At 47.7% G+C, this 14,959-nt stretch carries 14 protein-coding genes; 6 read left to right on the top strand and 8 right to left on the bottom strand.

The window, feature by feature from the left end:
* The first annotated feature begins 14 nt into the window (after positions 1-14).
* A complete protein-coding gene (gene resB / locus ACN081_RS00155) occupies positions 15-1,622 on the top strand; it encodes a cytochrome c biogenesis protein ResB (RefSeq protein WP_419106583.1) in 1,608 nt (535 codons plus the stop codon).
* A 41-nt stretch (positions 1,623-1,663) separates the two neighbouring features.
* The gene (ccsB, locus tag ACN081_RS00150; RefSeq protein WP_419106582.1) at positions 1,664-2,734 is read left to right on the top strand and encodes a c-type cytochrome biogenesis protein CcsB; all 1,071 of its coding nucleotides are present in this window, start codon (positions 1,664-1,666) and stop codon (positions 2,732-2,734) included.
* 95 nt (positions 2,735-2,829) lie between these two features.
* On the opposite strand, the gene ACN081_RS00145 is transcribed toward ccsB, so the two are convergent.
* On the bottom strand, positions 2,830-3,192 hold the full coding sequence (locus ACN081_RS00145) for a PLD nuclease N-terminal domain-containing protein (protein ID WP_419102630.1): 363 nt from the start codon (positions 3,190-3,192) through the stop codon (positions 2,830-2,832).
* A gap of 193 nt (positions 3,193-3,385) precedes the next feature.
* Between ACN081_RS00145 and ACN081_RS00140 the strand changes: the two genes are divergently transcribed.
* Positions 3,386-3,673 carry a DUF4229 domain-containing protein gene (locus tag ACN081_RS00140; protein WP_419106581.1) on the top strand — a complete coding sequence of 96 codons (288 nt, stop codon included), beginning with the start codon at positions 3,386-3,388 and terminating at the stop codon, positions 3,671-3,673.
* Positions 3,674-3,693: 20 nt separating this feature from the next.
* Here the strand turns inward: ACN081_RS00140 and ACN081_RS00135 are convergent, their stop codons facing one another.
* The 6 genes from ACN081_RS00135 to gluQRS form a co-directional block, all read right to left on the bottom strand.
* Positions 3,694-4,611, bottom strand: a complete 918-nt coding sequence (locus ACN081_RS00135; RefSeq protein ID WP_419102628.1) for a 1,4-dihydroxy-2-naphthoate polyprenyltransferase — start codon at positions 4,609-4,611, stop codon at positions 3,694-3,696.
* A gap of 119 nt (positions 4,612-4,730) precedes the next feature.
* A complete protein-coding gene (locus ACN081_RS00130) occupies positions 4,731-5,930 on the bottom strand; it encodes an AMP-binding protein (protein WP_419106580.1) in 1,200 nt (399 codons plus the stop codon).
* Positions 5,931-6,034: 104 nt separating this feature from the next.
* Entirely contained in the window at positions 6,035-6,988 is a 954-nt protein-coding gene (locus tag ACN081_RS00125) for a 1,4-dihydroxy-2-naphthoyl-CoA synthase (protein ID WP_419102626.1), read from the bottom strand.
* Positions 6,989-7,104: 116 nt separating this feature from the next.
* On the bottom strand, positions 7,105-8,592 hold the full coding sequence (gene putP / locus ACN081_RS00120; protein WP_419106579.1) for a sodium/proline symporter PutP: 1,488 nt from the start codon (positions 8,590-8,592) through the stop codon (positions 7,105-7,107).
* A 215-nt stretch (positions 8,593-8,807) separates the two neighbouring features.
* Positions 8,808-9,788 carry an EamA family transporter gene (locus tag ACN081_RS00115; RefSeq protein WP_419102624.1) on the bottom strand — a complete coding sequence of 327 codons (981 nt, stop codon included), beginning with the start codon at positions 9,786-9,788 and terminating at the stop codon, positions 8,808-8,810.
* 5 nt (positions 9,789-9,793) lie between these two features.
* Complete coding sequence (gene gluQRS / locus ACN081_RS00110; protein WP_419102623.1) at positions 9,794-10,762, bottom strand: tRNA glutamyl-Q(34) synthetase GluQRS; 969 nt, start codon at positions 10,760-10,762, stop codon at positions 9,794-9,796.
* A 132-nt stretch (positions 10,763-10,894) separates the two neighbouring features.
* Between gluQRS and ACN081_RS00105 the strand changes: the two genes are divergently transcribed.
* Positions 10,895-11,809 (top strand): MBL fold metallo-hydrolase, encoded by a 915-nt coding sequence (locus ACN081_RS00105; protein ID WP_419102622.1) that lies wholly within the window; start codon positions 10,895-10,897, stop codon positions 11,807-11,809.
* 69 nt (positions 11,810-11,878) lie between these two features.
* On the opposite strand, the gene ACN081_RS00100 is transcribed toward ACN081_RS00105, so the two are convergent.
* On the bottom strand, positions 11,879-12,961 hold the full coding sequence (locus tag ACN081_RS00100) for a phosphatase PAP2 family protein (protein ID WP_419106578.1): 1,083 nt from the start codon (positions 12,959-12,961) through the stop codon (positions 11,879-11,881).
* Between the two features lie 210 nt (positions 12,962-13,171).
* On the opposite strand from ACN081_RS00100, the gene ACN081_RS00095 reads away from it, so the two are divergent.
* Positions 13,172-14,200: an o-succinylbenzoate synthase gene (locus ACN081_RS00095; RefSeq protein ID WP_419106577.1), complete on the top strand. Its 1,029-nt coding sequence runs from the start codon at positions 13,172-13,174 to the stop codon at positions 14,198-14,200.
* A 447-nt stretch (positions 14,201-14,647) separates the two neighbouring features.
* The gene (locus ACN081_RS00090; protein ID WP_419102619.1) at positions 14,648-14,815 is read left to right on the top strand and encodes a hypothetical protein; all 168 of its coding nucleotides are present in this window, start codon (positions 14,648-14,650) and stop codon (positions 14,813-14,815) included.
* The last annotated feature ends 144 nt before the right edge of the window (positions 14,816-14,959 follow it).

Genomic DNA, 14,959 nt, shown 5'->3' with positions numbered 1-14,959 from the left:
ACTAAGGGCACACTATGGGAGAACAAACAACATCTCAAGCACCCGCTCTTGGCGTCTGGGGAATGACAAAATGGGCGTGGACGCAACTTACAAAAATGAACACCGCACTATTTCTACTTCTTCTATTAGCAGTAGCAGCGGTTCCTGGGTCGCTCTTCCCACAACGAATACAAGACCCCGTTAAAGTCAACGACTACATCGAAAATCACCCCACGTGGGGACCTATCGCAGATAAAATCCAGCTATTTGACGTCTTCAGCTCCGCATGGTTCTCAGCAATATACCTCTTGCTGTTTATCTCTCTCATTGGATGTGTACTACCACGCGCCAAAAAACACTACCAGATGTGGCGCAAACCTCCAGTACGCACACCCAAGAACCTCGCACGACTCCCCATTCACCGCACACTAGAAATACCAGCTTCCCTCGAAGAACTCAGCGCACAAGAAGCCATCGATGATGCTGCCCGTATCCTCTCCCGCCGCGGATACAGAGTAGAAACCCACGTTGAAGATCAAGGACGCTACTCCGTCGCAGCAGAACGCGGGTATCTACGCGAAGTCGGAAACATTCTTTTCCACCTATCCATGATTGGTATCCTCATCGGCATCGCCATTGGTTCCCTACTGGGATACAGAGGACAAAAAATCTTGGTTGAAGGCGATACCTTTGTCAACTCTCTCATTAGTTACGATTCTTTTACCCCCGGTACAAACTACAACCCAGACTGGCTCACCCCATACTCTTTAACACTTGAAAACTTTGAGGTTCAATACGACAGACAACGCGAATCTGCCAGCTACGGTTCTGACATTGGTTATGAAGCAACCTTCAAAGTCAACGACCACTCTGGAGAACAACGAAACGAAACGCTCAAAGTCAACGAACCACTATCCATCGACGGAAACAGCATCAACCTTGCCGGCAACGGTTACGCACCCGTTATCAAAGTAACCAATCCCGACGGAACCATCGCTTTTGAAGGCCCTGTCGTAGGACTCACCACCGACCCTAAATACAACTCATCCATCGTACTTAAAGTTCCTGATGCACACCCCGACCAACTAGGTTTTGTTGGAATGTTCCTACCCACCGGAGGATACAACAGTGCTGGAGTTCCTGTATCACTCGACGCTGGACCATATAACCCTACGCTCGTACTACAGTCTTACTACGGTGATTTAGGATTAGACGAAGGCGTCCCACAAAACGTATATATTCTCGATACTTCCAAACTCACCGAGATGAACTCGATGGCTCAACAAAACGGCATCATCCTCACCGCTACTCACACCGAAGAAAATCTGCCAGATGGACGAGGAAAAATCAGTTTTGAGGGGTATAAGCGTTATATTGGTGTAGACATTCACTATGACCCTGGAAAAGGTATTGTTTTCTGGTCATTTATTCTAGCCTTCACCGGACTGATTATCTCGTTATTCGTCCCTAGACGTCGTGTCTGGGTACGTGCTTATCGAGACGGACAGAACCTCACCGTAGAATATGCTCTACTAGCACGAGGAGAAGACCCACGACTCCTACCGGAAGCTGATAAGCTCACAGAAGCTTTTGCTCGCTGTTGGGAACTAGAATTTAGTGAAGCAGAAGACACCGAAGCATAAAACACTTCACCCCCCCCCATACCTGAAGGAAGAACTAGCAGATGATTAACGCATCCCTCGCCCAATGGAGCGAGCTGTTCATGTACATCTCAGCAATTATCTACATGATAGCGTTTATCCTATTCACCGCAGATGTTGCCTCTCACTCACGCACTGTCCGACAACTAGAACAACAGGACAACGCCACTGATCAACCCCTCGAGGCTGCCACAACAGCGCACAAACGCACGTCCTATATTGACAGCAGCGAGAAAGGTACTGGCGCTCGCGGGCTTGTCTATAAGCGCGCTGCAGAACGCAAACTTGAAGGTAAAGTTGCGGATAGCTCAATGCGTTGGGGTGCTGATACGAGCCCTCGTCGTGCCGCTCGTATCGCAGTTGCCATCATGATTATCGGTGCGTTAGTTCATGCTATTGGTGTGGTGACTCGTGGTATTGCTGCTCACCGTGTTCCGTGGGGAAACATGTATGAGTTCTGTACAACTGGTGCGTTAGTTGTTTCTACCGTCTTTTTGATTCTTCTGATTTTCCGTGACGTACGTTTTGTGGGAATGTTGGTTTCGGGTCTTGCCCTTATTATGATGTGTGCGGCAACGATTGCATTCCCTACTCCTGTTGGACACCTCAAACCTGCCTTGCAGTCGTATTGGCTTGTTATTCACGTTTCTATTGCTGTTCTTGCTTCAGGTATTTTTACAATTACCTTTGCAATGGCTATTCTTCAGCTTCTGCAGTCTCGTCGTGAAAAAGAAATTATTGCTGGTCAGAAACCTTCAATGCCGTTTATGACGATGGTTCCTTCGTCTCAGACACTAGAGAATTTTGCGTTCCGTCTTAACACCGTTGGTTTTGTGATGTGGACGTTTACTCTGGCAGCTGGCGCTATTTGGGCGCAGAAAGCGTGGAGCCGTTATTGGGGCTGGGACGTGAAAGAAGTATGGACCTTCGTGATCTGGGTTGTCTATGCCGCCTATTTGCACGCTCGAGCAACACGCGGCTGGTCTGGTGCACCTTCTGCATGGCTCTCTATCGTGGGCTATCTATGCATCATCTTTAACTTTACAGTAGTTAATATTTTCTTCTCTGGTTTGCACAGCTACTCGGGACTATAACCGGTAACACCGTATAAGGTGTGATGAGTGTTTAAAAAGCTGTTGGGTTACCACTACTTACTTTTAGTGGTAACCCAACAGCCTTTTAACGTGCATTATGAGGACGTGGAGTCGTGAGAGCCCTCGTCGGGGTTTTCATCGTCAGCGTCTTGTATGGGGGTGGGGTTAGCCTTACCGTCTTTTTCTCTCATCTGACGTTTGGTACGTGCTTCAAGATATTTGAGGAACTCCTCATCATTATCGGGAGCGTTGGAAGAAACTTGTGAAGCGGCGTGTTTTCCAAAGAACAACCATAATAAGGCTCCAGCAAGCGGGAAGATAAGAATAGCTAAAAACCATACTGGTTTTGGGAAGACTTTAACCCGATGATTTTCCGTACGGATGCAATCTATTAAGGAATAGATGATGATGCCAAGCAGTAGGGCGATAGAGCCGATAATCATTATTGCGCGAACCATAGATATTAGTGTTCCATGGATAGCTGAACAATATCTACTTTATGGGGTGTGATTTTCTGGAAGAAGAAGATACCCTCAACCAGCTATCTTCTCTCAAGGAATTCTTCCTTAAACATTGCTACTTGTACTCCTGAGAGCTATCGAGGGTTTGGTACTGATCGAACAGCCAGAAAAGTTCGTTAGACTAGTGTCTATGAACCTGCTCAAATATACTCTTCTCCGTCTTGCCCTCGTTTTTAGTATTAGCCTGATTTGTGTTTGGGCACTTAAAATTGCGGTGCTACTCTCTATTATTTTTGCGCTTCTTATGTCTTTATCGTTGTCGTATCTGTTCTTCCCGAAGCTTCGTGAAGCCGCAGGGGTCGAGGTTGCACAACTGTGGAGGAAACTCTTTCCAACAAAGAACATTAAACATGAAGATACTCTCGTTGAAGATGAGTATGTAGAGAAGATGAAAAAATCACAGGGGCTAGATTTTTAGTCTCGTATGATGCCCTCATATTAGAAACCGGTAAAGGTGGGTGCTTCTACGGTGAATATATCGAGGGTTCCTAAATAAGCAGCAAGTACCAGAAGCAGGCTATATGCAAGAGTAACGAGCCCAGCTTGTTTGAGTACAGGGATGAGCTCTTTGCCGTGAGTCGGAGCTAGTACCACAAAACATGAGTGAAGTACCGGCCCGATGAGAATAAAAACCAGCATGTACCAAGGGTTTTCTGGTACGAGTATGAGAGTAATAGCTAGGGCACAGAGCATCTCAAGAACATAGATTCTGCGCGACCACTTCTGCCCAAAACGTACAGCTAGAGTATATTTTCCGCTTTCTTTATCGGTTGGGATATCGCGGATATTATTGGCCATCAATAATGCGCAAGAGAATAATCCAATAGATATTGCGCTCACCCAGCCGGTAGTACTTAAATGGGCGCTTTGGGTAAAGAGCGTACCAACTGTAGCAACAAGACCAAAATAGATAAAAACGTAGAGGTCTCCTAACCCCATATACCCATAGGGGCGTTTACCTCCGGTATATCCCCATGCTGCAAAGACAGCTGATGCTCCAATAGCTAAAAACCACCATTGTTGCGCGAGGAATACAAGGTAGAATCCAGCAATCATAGATAACGCAAAACAACTAAAAGCCGCGTATTTAACATGGCTCGGTTTCGCTACACCTGAACCTACCAGACGTAATGGTCCAACTCTTATCTCATCTGTTCCTTTGATACCATCTGAATAATCATTGGCATAGTTGACGCCTACTTGGAGAAAAAAGGCGACAAGAAAAGCAAGAAAAGCTCTGAACGGGTCAAACTTTCCTAATTCAAACGCTGCAACTGAACCGGCAATAATGGGTGCCACAGCTAGCGGCAAGGTGCGTAGACGCGCCCCCTCAATCCATTGAGCCGGAGTAGCCACGTATTATTCCTTTCTTGCGGTACAACATCTAGTGGTGCTAAAGCACCTCTCATTCTCTCATACTGAACGAAACAGGAGTTGTTCTTCTGCAATCCTTGGTGAAGAAAAAGTTATTGACCTTATTCTTCACGCAATAGGTCATATAGGGCGCCTCTATCCGGCTTGCCCGTAGGAAGTAATGGCAAACTATTGATGACACGAAGATATTTAGGACGCTGTGCAGGTTCTAGATTCTGGCATAACTGCTGCAATTGGGGAGATAATCGTGCCGGTGATTCTTCAGGGGCGTAAACGACGCACCCTACTGCTTGCCCCCATCGTCGGTGAGGAACTGGAAAAACAAAAGCAGAAACGACCGCAGGATGAGATTCTAAACATTGTGCAATAGGTGCGGGCGAAATTTTTACTCCACCGCTAATGATGATGTCATCGGCTCGACCGTGAACCTCTAAAAACCCTTGTGATAAAGAGCCAATGTCGTCGGTGCGGTACCATCGTGTTCCGTTGTTATCGCACCAAAAATGTTGCGCGGTACGCTGTGGTTGGTCAAGATACCCGTGTGCAATATGTTTGCCGCCTAACCAGATTCTGCCTACCGTATCTTCTGGATGCTGTGTTTCGATACGAAGCTGAGTTGATGACAGAGCACGACCGTTATAGACGCAACCGCCCGCTGTTTCTGCACTTCCATAGGTGGTGAATATCTTAAGCTGATACTTTTGCGCTTGTTCACGTAACGCGATAGAAGCTGGTGCGCCGCCTAGAAGAATACCGCAGAACCCTTGTAAGAGTTCAAGGAGCTCTGGAAACCGTTGTACATCATCAAGAAGCTGTTGTAACTGGGTTGGTACAAGTGACACCATCTTTTTCTCGGCTGTCATTGAGCGTGCACTGTTCAGAAAATCTTCACTGCTAAATCGTGTGTTGTATCTGATGGAATTGGTTACGATGGGGGAGGTTCCATTGAGGACGGAGCGAACGAGTACCTGTGCTCCGGCAATGTAGTGCACGGGCAAACATAACAACCATTGTGAATACTGGCTACCGGTTGCTTCAGCTGTTGCTTGAGCAGAATGTAATAAGGCTGCACGACTGAGCATCGTGGTTTTAGGTGTTCCTGTGGAGCCTGATGTGCCCACTAAAAGCGCAATATCTTCTGGATTCTGAGGTTCTATGCTGAAGAATTTTTCAAAGAACTGGATGATATCTGCTGGTGAATGTGCTTGTGGACGCTGTGCATCTAAATGTAGAGATTGTGAGATATCGGGGTGCGGCAGATAAAACGGTTTTAAACGTGACGGGTCAAAACGGTTGGTCATAGGGTGTTCTCTACAATGCTTTCTACGCGTGTTGATATAAGAAGACCTCAACGGAGGCTCTGCCCCTCACAGAGCAGTGACAGAGCCTCCATTGAGGTATCAGATTAGAAGTAGTAAGGGTACTCTTCCCATCGTGGTTCACGCTTTTCTAGGAATGCATCTCGTCCTTCTACCGCTTCGTCGGTCATATAGGCTAGGCGGGTAGCTTCTCCTGCGAAGACTTGTTGTCCGAGCAGACCGTCGTCGGGAAGGTTGAACGCAAACTTGAGCATACGAATAGCTTGGGGGGATTGTCGAGCAATATGCGCTGCATATTCTAGCCCTTTACGTTCTAGCTCTTGGTGGGGTACAACTTCATTGACTGCACCCATCTCGTACATTCTTTGAGCGTTGTATTCTCGTGCGAGGAAGAAAATTTCACGAGCATTTTTTTGTCCGATTTGACGTGCGAGTAGAGCCGAACCATAGCCGGCGTCGAACGATCCGACGGTAGCGTCAGTCTGTTTGAACTTACCGTATTCTTCGGATGCGATGGTGAGGTCTGCAACGACGTGGAGGGAATGTCCTCCGCCGGCAGCCCACCCTGAGACGAGGGCAATAACCACTTTGGGCATGGTGCGGATGAGTCGTTGAACTTCGAGGATGTGGAGTCGTCCTGCGCGTGCTGGGTCGATACTTTCTGCGGTGTCGCCATCGGCGTAATGGTAGCCGTCACGTCCGCGGATACGTTGGTCACCGCCGGAGCAGAATGCCCAACCGCCGTCTTTGGAGGAGGGGCCATTTCCGGTTAGGAGTACCGTTCCGACGCTAGAAGTCATGCGAGCGTGGTCGAGTGCGCGGTAAAGTTCATCAACGGTGTGTGGGCGAAAAGCGTTGCGTACTTCTGGCCGGTTGAACGCGATACGTACGGCGGGGAGGTCTTTGATGTAGTTGCCGTTGTCGTCACGGAGTACTTGTCGATGGTAGGTGATGTCAGTGCAATCTTCGAAGCCTTCGACGGTGCGCCATTGTTGAGGGTCAAAAATATCAGATACGGTTTCGGGCAGTGTATAGGTCATGGGTTTAGTCTACCGTTGCGTTCTGTATCTTGGCTGGAAGATGAAGGACAAAGAACAGCTCAGGCGGATACCACTGGTGTTTAGTGGTACCCGCCTGAGCTGTATGGTGAGAAGTTTTAGTTCTTTGCTGCTAATGCTGCGGCGTCAAACTCTTGTTCAATCTCTGGGTTGGGTGAGTATGTTGCGTAGGAGATGACTACCGCAAATACGAGGTTAACGATGAAACCTGGAGCAATTTCGTAGAAAGTGCTGGAGAGAGCTTCGTTGTTTCCCCAAATAAACACGGTGATAGTTCCTGCGATGAGTCCGGCAATAGCTCCCCAGTTGGTGAGTTTTTTCCAGAAGAGAGACAGTAAGACGATGGGGCCGAAGGCTGCACCGAATCCTGCCCATGCGAAGGATACTAGTTCGAGGATGGAGCTATTGGGGTTCCACGCGAGTATTGCTGCAATGATAGAGACAACGAGTACACCCATGCGTCCGAGCCATAGTCCTTTTGCTGCTTCGAGTGGTTTTTGTGTGACGACTCCGTAGAGGTCTTCGGCAAGGGCTGAAGAGCAGACAACGAGCTGTGAGGAGAGGGTTGACATGATTGCGGCGAGTACTGCTGCAAGAATGAAACCTGAGACGAAAGAAGGTAGCAGTATCTGTGACATATCGAGGAATACAGATTCTGCGTTTTTGGCGTCGGTGAGTGCTGCATCAGGGTGTTTTGCAAAGTATGCGATACCGATAAGTCCTGATGAGCAGGCTCCGATGACGGTGAGAACCATCCAGCCGATGCCGATACGTCGTCCTGCGATTGCGTCTTTCGGGGTGCGTAGTGCCATGAAGCGCACGATAATGTGTGGCTGCCCAAAGTATCCTAGACCCCATGCTGATGCGGAGAGGATTCCGATGAAAGATGTTCCTGCGAAGAGTGAAAGTGCGGTGGGGTTGACCGCTGAAATGGTTTCGTATGCTCCGCTAGGACCGCCTACATAGAATAGTGCCAAGATAGGCATGAGGATGAGCGCACCTAGCATGAGGAATCCTTGAACCATGTCGGTGTAGGATGCGCCGAGGAATCCACCAAAGAGTGTGTAGAGGACGGTAATTCCTGCGATGAGCAGCATGCCGATATGGAAGTCTAGCCCGAAGGATGAAGCGAAGAACTTTCCGCCTGCTACCATGCCGGAGGATGCGTAGAAGGTGAAGAAGATGAGGATGATGAGGGATGAGATGATACGTAGGAGTTTGGTGTTGTCTCGTAGTCTGTTGTGGAAGAAGACTGGTACGGTAACGGAGTTTCGAGAGATTTCGGTGTAGCTACGTAGTCGTGGTGCGACAACTTTCCAGTTGATCCATGCGCCGATGGTTAGTCCGATGGCAATCCATGCTTCTGCTAGTCCTGCGACGTATAGTGCGCCGGGTAGACCCATGAGGAGCCATCCTGACATGTCGGATGCACCTGCGGAGAGTGCGGCGGTGGTAGGGGAGAGGGATCTGCCGCCGAGGACGTAATCATCGAGGTTGTTGTTTTTAGTTTTTGCCCAGAGCCCGATGGCTATCATGCCGGCGAAGTAGATGACCAGCGCGGCAATCTGGAATGTAGTGTTGCTCATTGAGGAGCCCCCTAGAGAATTGGGTATGTGATGTACGTAATAATAGCGGTAGACCTGAGTGGTTAACAGTTCACCTGTAGGTGTTCGGGTCAAATTTACTGTTAAGAATAACCGAATAGAACATTTAAGAAAAACTTATTTTTAGTATATGAGAAAACGCGCTGACCCCTTGCCAAAAGTCAGCGCGTTGACCCTACTCTTCGAACAACCTAGACCTATTTGAGGTCTTTACTAATCACTGGCAACTGCTGAGTACGAGTAGAAACCACCACATCAAGTATCGCAGTATTAGCCGAAATCCTAATAGCTGACTTATTCGTCTGCCAGACCAATAACGCACCAGAACACGCAATTAAGACGATGCCAACATACGCCCAAATAGACAGTACCTGACCCAAAAGAAGCGTCCCAATAATTGCGCCATTCACCGGATCCAAACTAAACAACACACCAATAACCGCCGGTGAGGTAATACGACCAGCAATTGCATCAAAGGAATACGTTACGACAACGCCAAGGAAGCCAACCATGACCAATAAGAACCAGCCATTGAGATCTACTCGTGAAAATGACGGAGCAGACCACGGAGTCAATAACAACGCTGAGAAACAAATAGATAGAGATAAGCCTTTGAGCCCACTTACCGCAGGAGAACCTTTAGTGCCAAGATGAGCAGATAAGAACGTGTACCCACCCATGCACGTTGCACTCATCACCGCAAAAAGATAGCCAATAAGATGGCTACTTTCAAAAGTAGGCCCAGCAATAAGCGCAACACCAATTAATGCACCTAGAGAGATGAAACTATCTCGAACACGTTTAACACCTAAAAGGGAAATAGCAAAAGCGCCTAGATATTCGACGGTTACTGCAATTCCTAATGGAATATAGCTAACCGCCATATAAAAACTTCCGGTCATGAGCGAAACAACAAGACCGTATAACAACACTTGTGGCCAGTCAGAAGCTTTAAGCGCAAATGGGTTAGGGCGAACAATCAAAAAGAGAATGACTGCCGCAACCGCCATACGCATTCCCGTGACCGCAATGGGTGTGAAATGCTGGAAAAGGTCTGAAGCGAAAGCGGTAGACACTTGCAGACTGATTGAGCCGAGCATCACGAGAGCTAGAGCAGCAGTTCCGCGGTGCTCAGAGGGAATTTTTGCTGCTAGGGCATCTACGGTGAACTTAGCCAATACCACTATCCTTTCACAAACGGGTCAATAACAACCCAGGGCTGCTGACGTATCAGCTGGGGGGAAAATACTGTGAGCATCTCTGAAGCATTCTTTGGCAAAAGACCACCATGCTGAGGGTCTAACCGCGGAAGCGGAATAGAAGAAGCAATGAGTCGTCCAATCTCATCGATGCTCACACCTTGGTGATATAACTCTGAGACAGTAACAGCGCCATCTCGTTTTGCAAGGCGCTGACCGGCACTATTGAGCGCTAAAGGAACGTGTGCGTACTGCACAGGAGAATATCCTAAAAGCTGCGCAAGATACGCCTGTCGTGGGGCTGAAGGAAGTAAATCATCACCTCGAACAACCTGCGTTACCCCTTGAAAATCGTCGTCAATTACTACCGCTAGGTTATATGCAATAGTTCCATCGTTGCGCACTAAGACAAAATCATCAACTACACCTGTGTATTCTCCGTAAAAAAAGTCATGAACCGTATATTGAGAGCATTGAGAACGTAACCTCAATGCGGGGGTACGCACCTCTCGTCGGGCAGCACGCTCATCATCTGAGATGGAGCGACATGTTCCGGGGTAAGCCCCTGGGGCAGCATGCGGAGCAGTGGTTGCTTGCTGAATTTCTTTACGAGTACAAAAACACTCATAGACCAGATGCTGTTCTTTAAGCTTTTCAACCGCTTGAAGATATGCCTCTTGGCGTGTGGACTGGTAAAGCACCTCACCGGTATAGGTAATACCCAATTGAGCAAGGTCGTGTAGCTGTCGTTGAGCAGCTCCTTCACGAACACGATCAAGGTCTTCGACACGCATGACCATATCTCCGCCTTGGCTATGAGCCATAAGCCACGCTAAAAGAGCGGTTCGCAAGTTCCCTAAATGTAAATCTCCAGAGGGGGAAGGAGCGTACCGTCCGCGTATAGGGGGCGTTGATGTTGTACCTGTTGAAGGAAAATTGCCGAAGTCTATCACGGTCTATATCGTATCTGTCTTATGAACAATTGGGGGCAAAGCCTCATAAAATGCTGTGAGATGTATTGCGACATGGCATTTTATCGGTATAGAACACAGCATATATAGCATATTGCAAGTACCGTAGAACACATGGCACGTACAAATGAAATATCAGATGGTGTGTACCTTATCAGCACGGATAATTACCGTCTGAACTCGGGTCTCATCGTCGGTGCGGAAAAAGCTATGCTCATCGATACGGGAGCAGGCCCCCGTCAGGGAGCAGAGATTCTGCGTGCTGTTCGACGCATTACCGAACTTCCTCTGACGATTGTGAGCACACACGCTCATTTTGACCGTTTTATGGGAAACGCTGTTTTTGAGGCTGATGGTGCACAAGATTTTTGGGCGCACCCTCGAGCTGCACGAGCTATTGAACTTTATGGCAATCTACAGCGTTCATATGTTGAAGTTCTTGAACCAGAGATGGCTCATCAAGAAGGACCTAATACGCATCTTGTGGTTCCTCAACGACTCTTACCGGGAGACGGAACCCGCGCTTCATTTACTCGAGTTGAGTTAGGTGATCGTGCAGTAACACTCTTCTATTTGGGACTGGCACATACTGATTCGGACGTGTTGGTCGGTGTAGATGACGTTCTCTTCACCGGAGACGTCGTAGAACAAGGTTCTGACCCCGCTTTTGACGACTCTTACCCGCAACTATGGGTATCGACTCTGCGTCATTTAGCTGAGCTTGATAGATATCGAGTATTTGTTCCCGGCCATGGTATCCCCGTAGAACGTACCTTTATTGTTCGTATGGCAGATACCATGCAAGATGCAATTGACCGTATTAAAGGTTCTGCCTTAAATACGAGTGCTGGCGTGGCTACTGCCGCAATGTACCAGCTACCGTATTCTGGCGGGGCAACTCGTATTCTTCTTGACCGTATGAAGTGGTTAGAAAACCAAGAAGATAAAGGTCGAGGTTTGAGCCAAGTGACTTTTGATGACCACCCAAGTGGTCTAACCGGACCTATTACGACCGGTCGTAGCTTATAGTCCTTGAGCATATAGCTCAAATAGGTGGGGTGGTACAGAACTCTAATGTTCTGTACCACCCCACCTATTTTAGTAAGTCCAGACTTTAGTGTAATAGGGTGAGCGTACTTTATTCTGCGGTCTTAAAAGTGCAACAAGCCATGAAGTGCTAAAAGAGATGACGGTGAGAATCATGCAGGTTGCGGCACTGAGAGCACAGCCGGGAAATGGCGAATAGATCGTGATAGCGTAGAGCGCCAAAGAACAGAACCCGAGGAAAAACCCGGCAATATTTAATAAGGGGATAAGAATGAGCCCACTACGTTGAGTGTTGCTCATATCAAGTTCTTCGGAACGGACAAAACGTAGAATTGCTAGACCAATCACCGTCCAGAGGGATACCAAGAGCACCGCTGTGATGACGTCTGCTGGTCGATGCCAACCGTTGACGATGGTAGAAAATCCTGTGGCTGTTGTGAGGATTGCAGAGATTAAAGCCACGAGCGGACGAAGTTTTTTAGGCGCCGCTAAGAAAAGGGCAGAACCCGCGGCTGCCGCAACGGTGGTATGCCCTGACGGGGCAGAGTTGAGGACCGCTTCTTGGATGCCATAATCCGGTTTGGTGATGAGATGGTATTTGAGTAGATATGCTGAGATATAGGAACAGATGGCAATGCTAAGACCTATCAGCGAAGGTACAAAACGATGTTTCCAGATAATGACGAAGAATAGCCCGATGACAGCGCTGATTGCGGCAACGGTTGGAATGAAGTTAAGTATTCTTTCGGTAGGTTGCTGGTAATCGGTGAGTTGGTAGGAAAACTCTGTAAAAGAAATTTCGTCTAAGCGTTGGCCAATTCTGGTTTTGATGAAGAAGTAAAAAAATCCAATGAGTGCACTACCTAGAAGAATGAATACAAAAAGATGTTGCACCATTGCCCAGAATGTGGGGCGTGTGCGCCGTAGGTTGCTGGGTGTGAGTTCTCTGAGTGCTGATGTGTTGAGGGCGGGGGATTGTTCTTTGGAGTGCTGTGGTACTGGGGTGGTTGGTAGAACCTGAGTTATCTGATCGCCATGATGCGGTTGGCGGGGCTGTTCTTCTCTGTGCATAAGAGTGCGTGAACTGCCTTTCTGCTGGTCTACGGTGTGGTCAAGGTATTTGAGAACCACCATTATTGTTGCAGAAAGTTTTGAAGTTTTCCTGACAAAATGGTGTGCGTTTCATAAAGCCTGTTCCTAGGTGAGGGTTTATCGGAATACTTGGTGGTCGATGGGGCATCTGATGGCAGGCCTTGGTGCTTGTACGAGTTAGATTATGGTTGTCGGCGATTAGCTATGATGGGGGATACGGAACTGTTGTCTTTGGTATAAGAAGTGAGCTTTATGGAACCCTCTTTATCGTCTTTATGGAAGATGGATACGTTGCCACAACTTTCGGAGGTGCTTGCTCATAGTGTTGTGGTGCAGATACCGATGCGGGTGAAGTTTAGAGGTGTTCATTTCCGTCAGACAATGTTGTTTGAGGGGGAGTCTGGCTGGGGTGAGTTTGCACCATTTGTGGAGTACCCACCAGAGGAATCTGCGCATTGGTTGGCTTCGGCTTTAGAGTCTGCGTGGTTAGGTTTTCCTGAGCCGATACGTTCTGTTATTCCGGTCAATTCGACTCTTCCTGCGGTGGATGCTGAGCAGGTTCCTAGTGTTCTGGAACGTTATCAGGGTGATATTCGTGAGGTCAAAATCAAGGTTGCGGAGCGAGGGCAGAGCTTAGCTGAGGACATTGCACGAGTTAGTGCTGTACACCGGTATGCTCCTGATGCGCGTTTAAAAGTTGACGCTAACGGTGGTTGGACCCTTGAGGAAGCGTTTGAGGCAATACAACGTCTTGAAGAGTTTGAGCTGTTGTATGTGGAACAGCCTGTTGCGTCGGTGGATGAGTTGGTGCTTCTACGTGATCGTTTGAAGGCAGCTGGTATTAGTGCGCTCATCGCTGCTGATGAGTCGGTGCGTAAGGCACAGGATCCTTTGTATGTAGCGGAGCGTGGCGCTGCTGATGTTTTGATTCTTAAGGCGGCTCCTTTGGGCGGCGTGCGACGTGCCCTCAATATTTGTGAGCAGGCTGGGTTGCCTGTGGTGGTCTCTTCGGCTTTAGAAAGTTCTGTGGGGATTCGTTCTGGCGTTGCGTTGGCGGCTTCTTTGCCGGAGCTTCCTTTTGGTTGTGGGTTGGGGACAGTGTCTTTAATGTCTGCTGATGTTACGCGGGATTCATTATGTGCTCGTGACGGGATAATTCCTGTGCGTGATGTTGAGGTGGACGAGAGACTCGTTTCTTCTGTGCTGGTGGATGATGATACCCGTCGTTGGTGGCATGAGAGAGTTCGTGCTTGTTATCGGGTGATAGAGGAACGTTTGTGACCCAATGGCGTCTTATATGACAATGATGTGAATAAAGTCACCATATTTTTTGGGTGTTTATTTTGATGATGTATAAAAGATAAAAAATCCTTGTTTTTAATAGCTACAGTATTTTATTTATCTGTCTGATATTTTTCGTCAAGGTGTCTTGATGTTGATGTTTTAGCTCTAATCTGAAAGATGTGAATGCTCAAGATGGCAGGTGAAGGCTTTTTGTTTTCTTTAAGATTGCAACAAAATCTTATAAATGGGGGACAAAAACAGTCTCATATTTGCAAAATCTGACACTTTTGTCCCCATAGAGGTCTACAGGTGGGGGCATAATTGTGTTACTGTGGTTTTCGCAAGATAAATGCTTCACGGCAAAGAGGTCTTGGACGCATTCGAAGTTGGATGCCCCCAAATACCAGCGCCAATGCGTCAACCACGATATTAGAGGTAAAGAAAATGTTTCTATTACAGTCTTCCCCTAAAACCATAAAATCACACTCAGTAAGCACCAAACTCGTCAAGAATTTCAAACAGATTTTCATGACCCCTGAACTCACTGAAGAAGAACGCTGGGACCTCTATTATGACTACTCTGCGGTAACAGCCAAAACTGCCTCTTCATAAGGCAATAATGGCAACATTATCACGAGCACTTTAATGCATGATGAGGGGTGCTTTATTAAAGTAAAGGAACTTTAATAAAGCACCCCTCATGTAGATTAAAAACCTTTCTACGCATCAATCACTCCACAATATTCTCCATAAAAA

Source organism: Rothia sp. P13129, assembly GCF_048512865.1.
Lineage (GTDB): Bacteria > Actinomycetota > Actinomycetes > Actinomycetales > Micrococcaceae > Rothia.
The sequence above is the reverse complement of the archived record's forward strand: the minus strand, read 5'-3'. Positions and strand labels throughout refer to the sequence as shown.

Bases quoted from the DNA above. Each gene is read 5' to 3' on its own strand.
- resB (WP_419106583.1), top strand. From the start codon at position 15: ATGGGAGAACAAACAACATCTCAAGCACCCGCTCTTGGCGTCTGGGGA.
- ccsB (WP_419106582.1), top strand. From the start codon at position 1,664: ATGATTAACGCATCCCTCGCCCAATGGAGCGAGCTGTTCATGTACATC.
- ACN081_RS00145 (WP_419102630.1), bottom strand. From the start codon at position 3,192: ATGGTTCGCGCAATAATGATTATCGGCTCTATCGCCCTACTGCTTGGC.
- ACN081_RS00140 (WP_419106581.1), top strand. From the start codon at position 3,386: ATGAACCTGCTCAAATATACTCTTCTCCGTCTTGCCCTCGTTTTTAGT.
- ACN081_RS00130 (WP_419106580.1), bottom strand. From the start codon at position 5,930: ATGACCAACCGTTTTGACCCGTCACGTTTAAAACCGTTTTATCTGCCG.
- ACN081_RS00125 (WP_419102626.1), bottom strand. From the start codon at position 6,988: ATGACCTATACACTGCCCGAAACCGTATCTGATATTTTTGACCCTCAA.
- putP (WP_419106579.1), bottom strand. From the start codon at position 8,592: ATGAGCAACACTACATTCCAGATTGCCGCGCTGGTCATCTACTTCGCC.
- ACN081_RS00105 (WP_419102622.1), top strand. From the start codon at position 10,895: ATGGCACGTACAAATGAAATATCAGATGGTGTGTACCTTATCAGCACG.
- ACN081_RS00100 (WP_419106578.1), bottom strand. From the start codon at position 12,961: ATGGTGGTTCTCAAATACCTTGACCACACCGTAGACCAGCAGAAAGGC.
- ACN081_RS00095 (WP_419106577.1), top strand. From the start codon at position 13,172: ATGGAACCCTCTTTATCGTCTTTATGGAAGATGGATACGTTGCCACAA.
- ACN081_RS00090 (WP_419102619.1), top strand. From the start codon at position 14,648: ATGTTTCTATTACAGTCTTCCCCTAAAACCATAAAATCACACTCAGTA.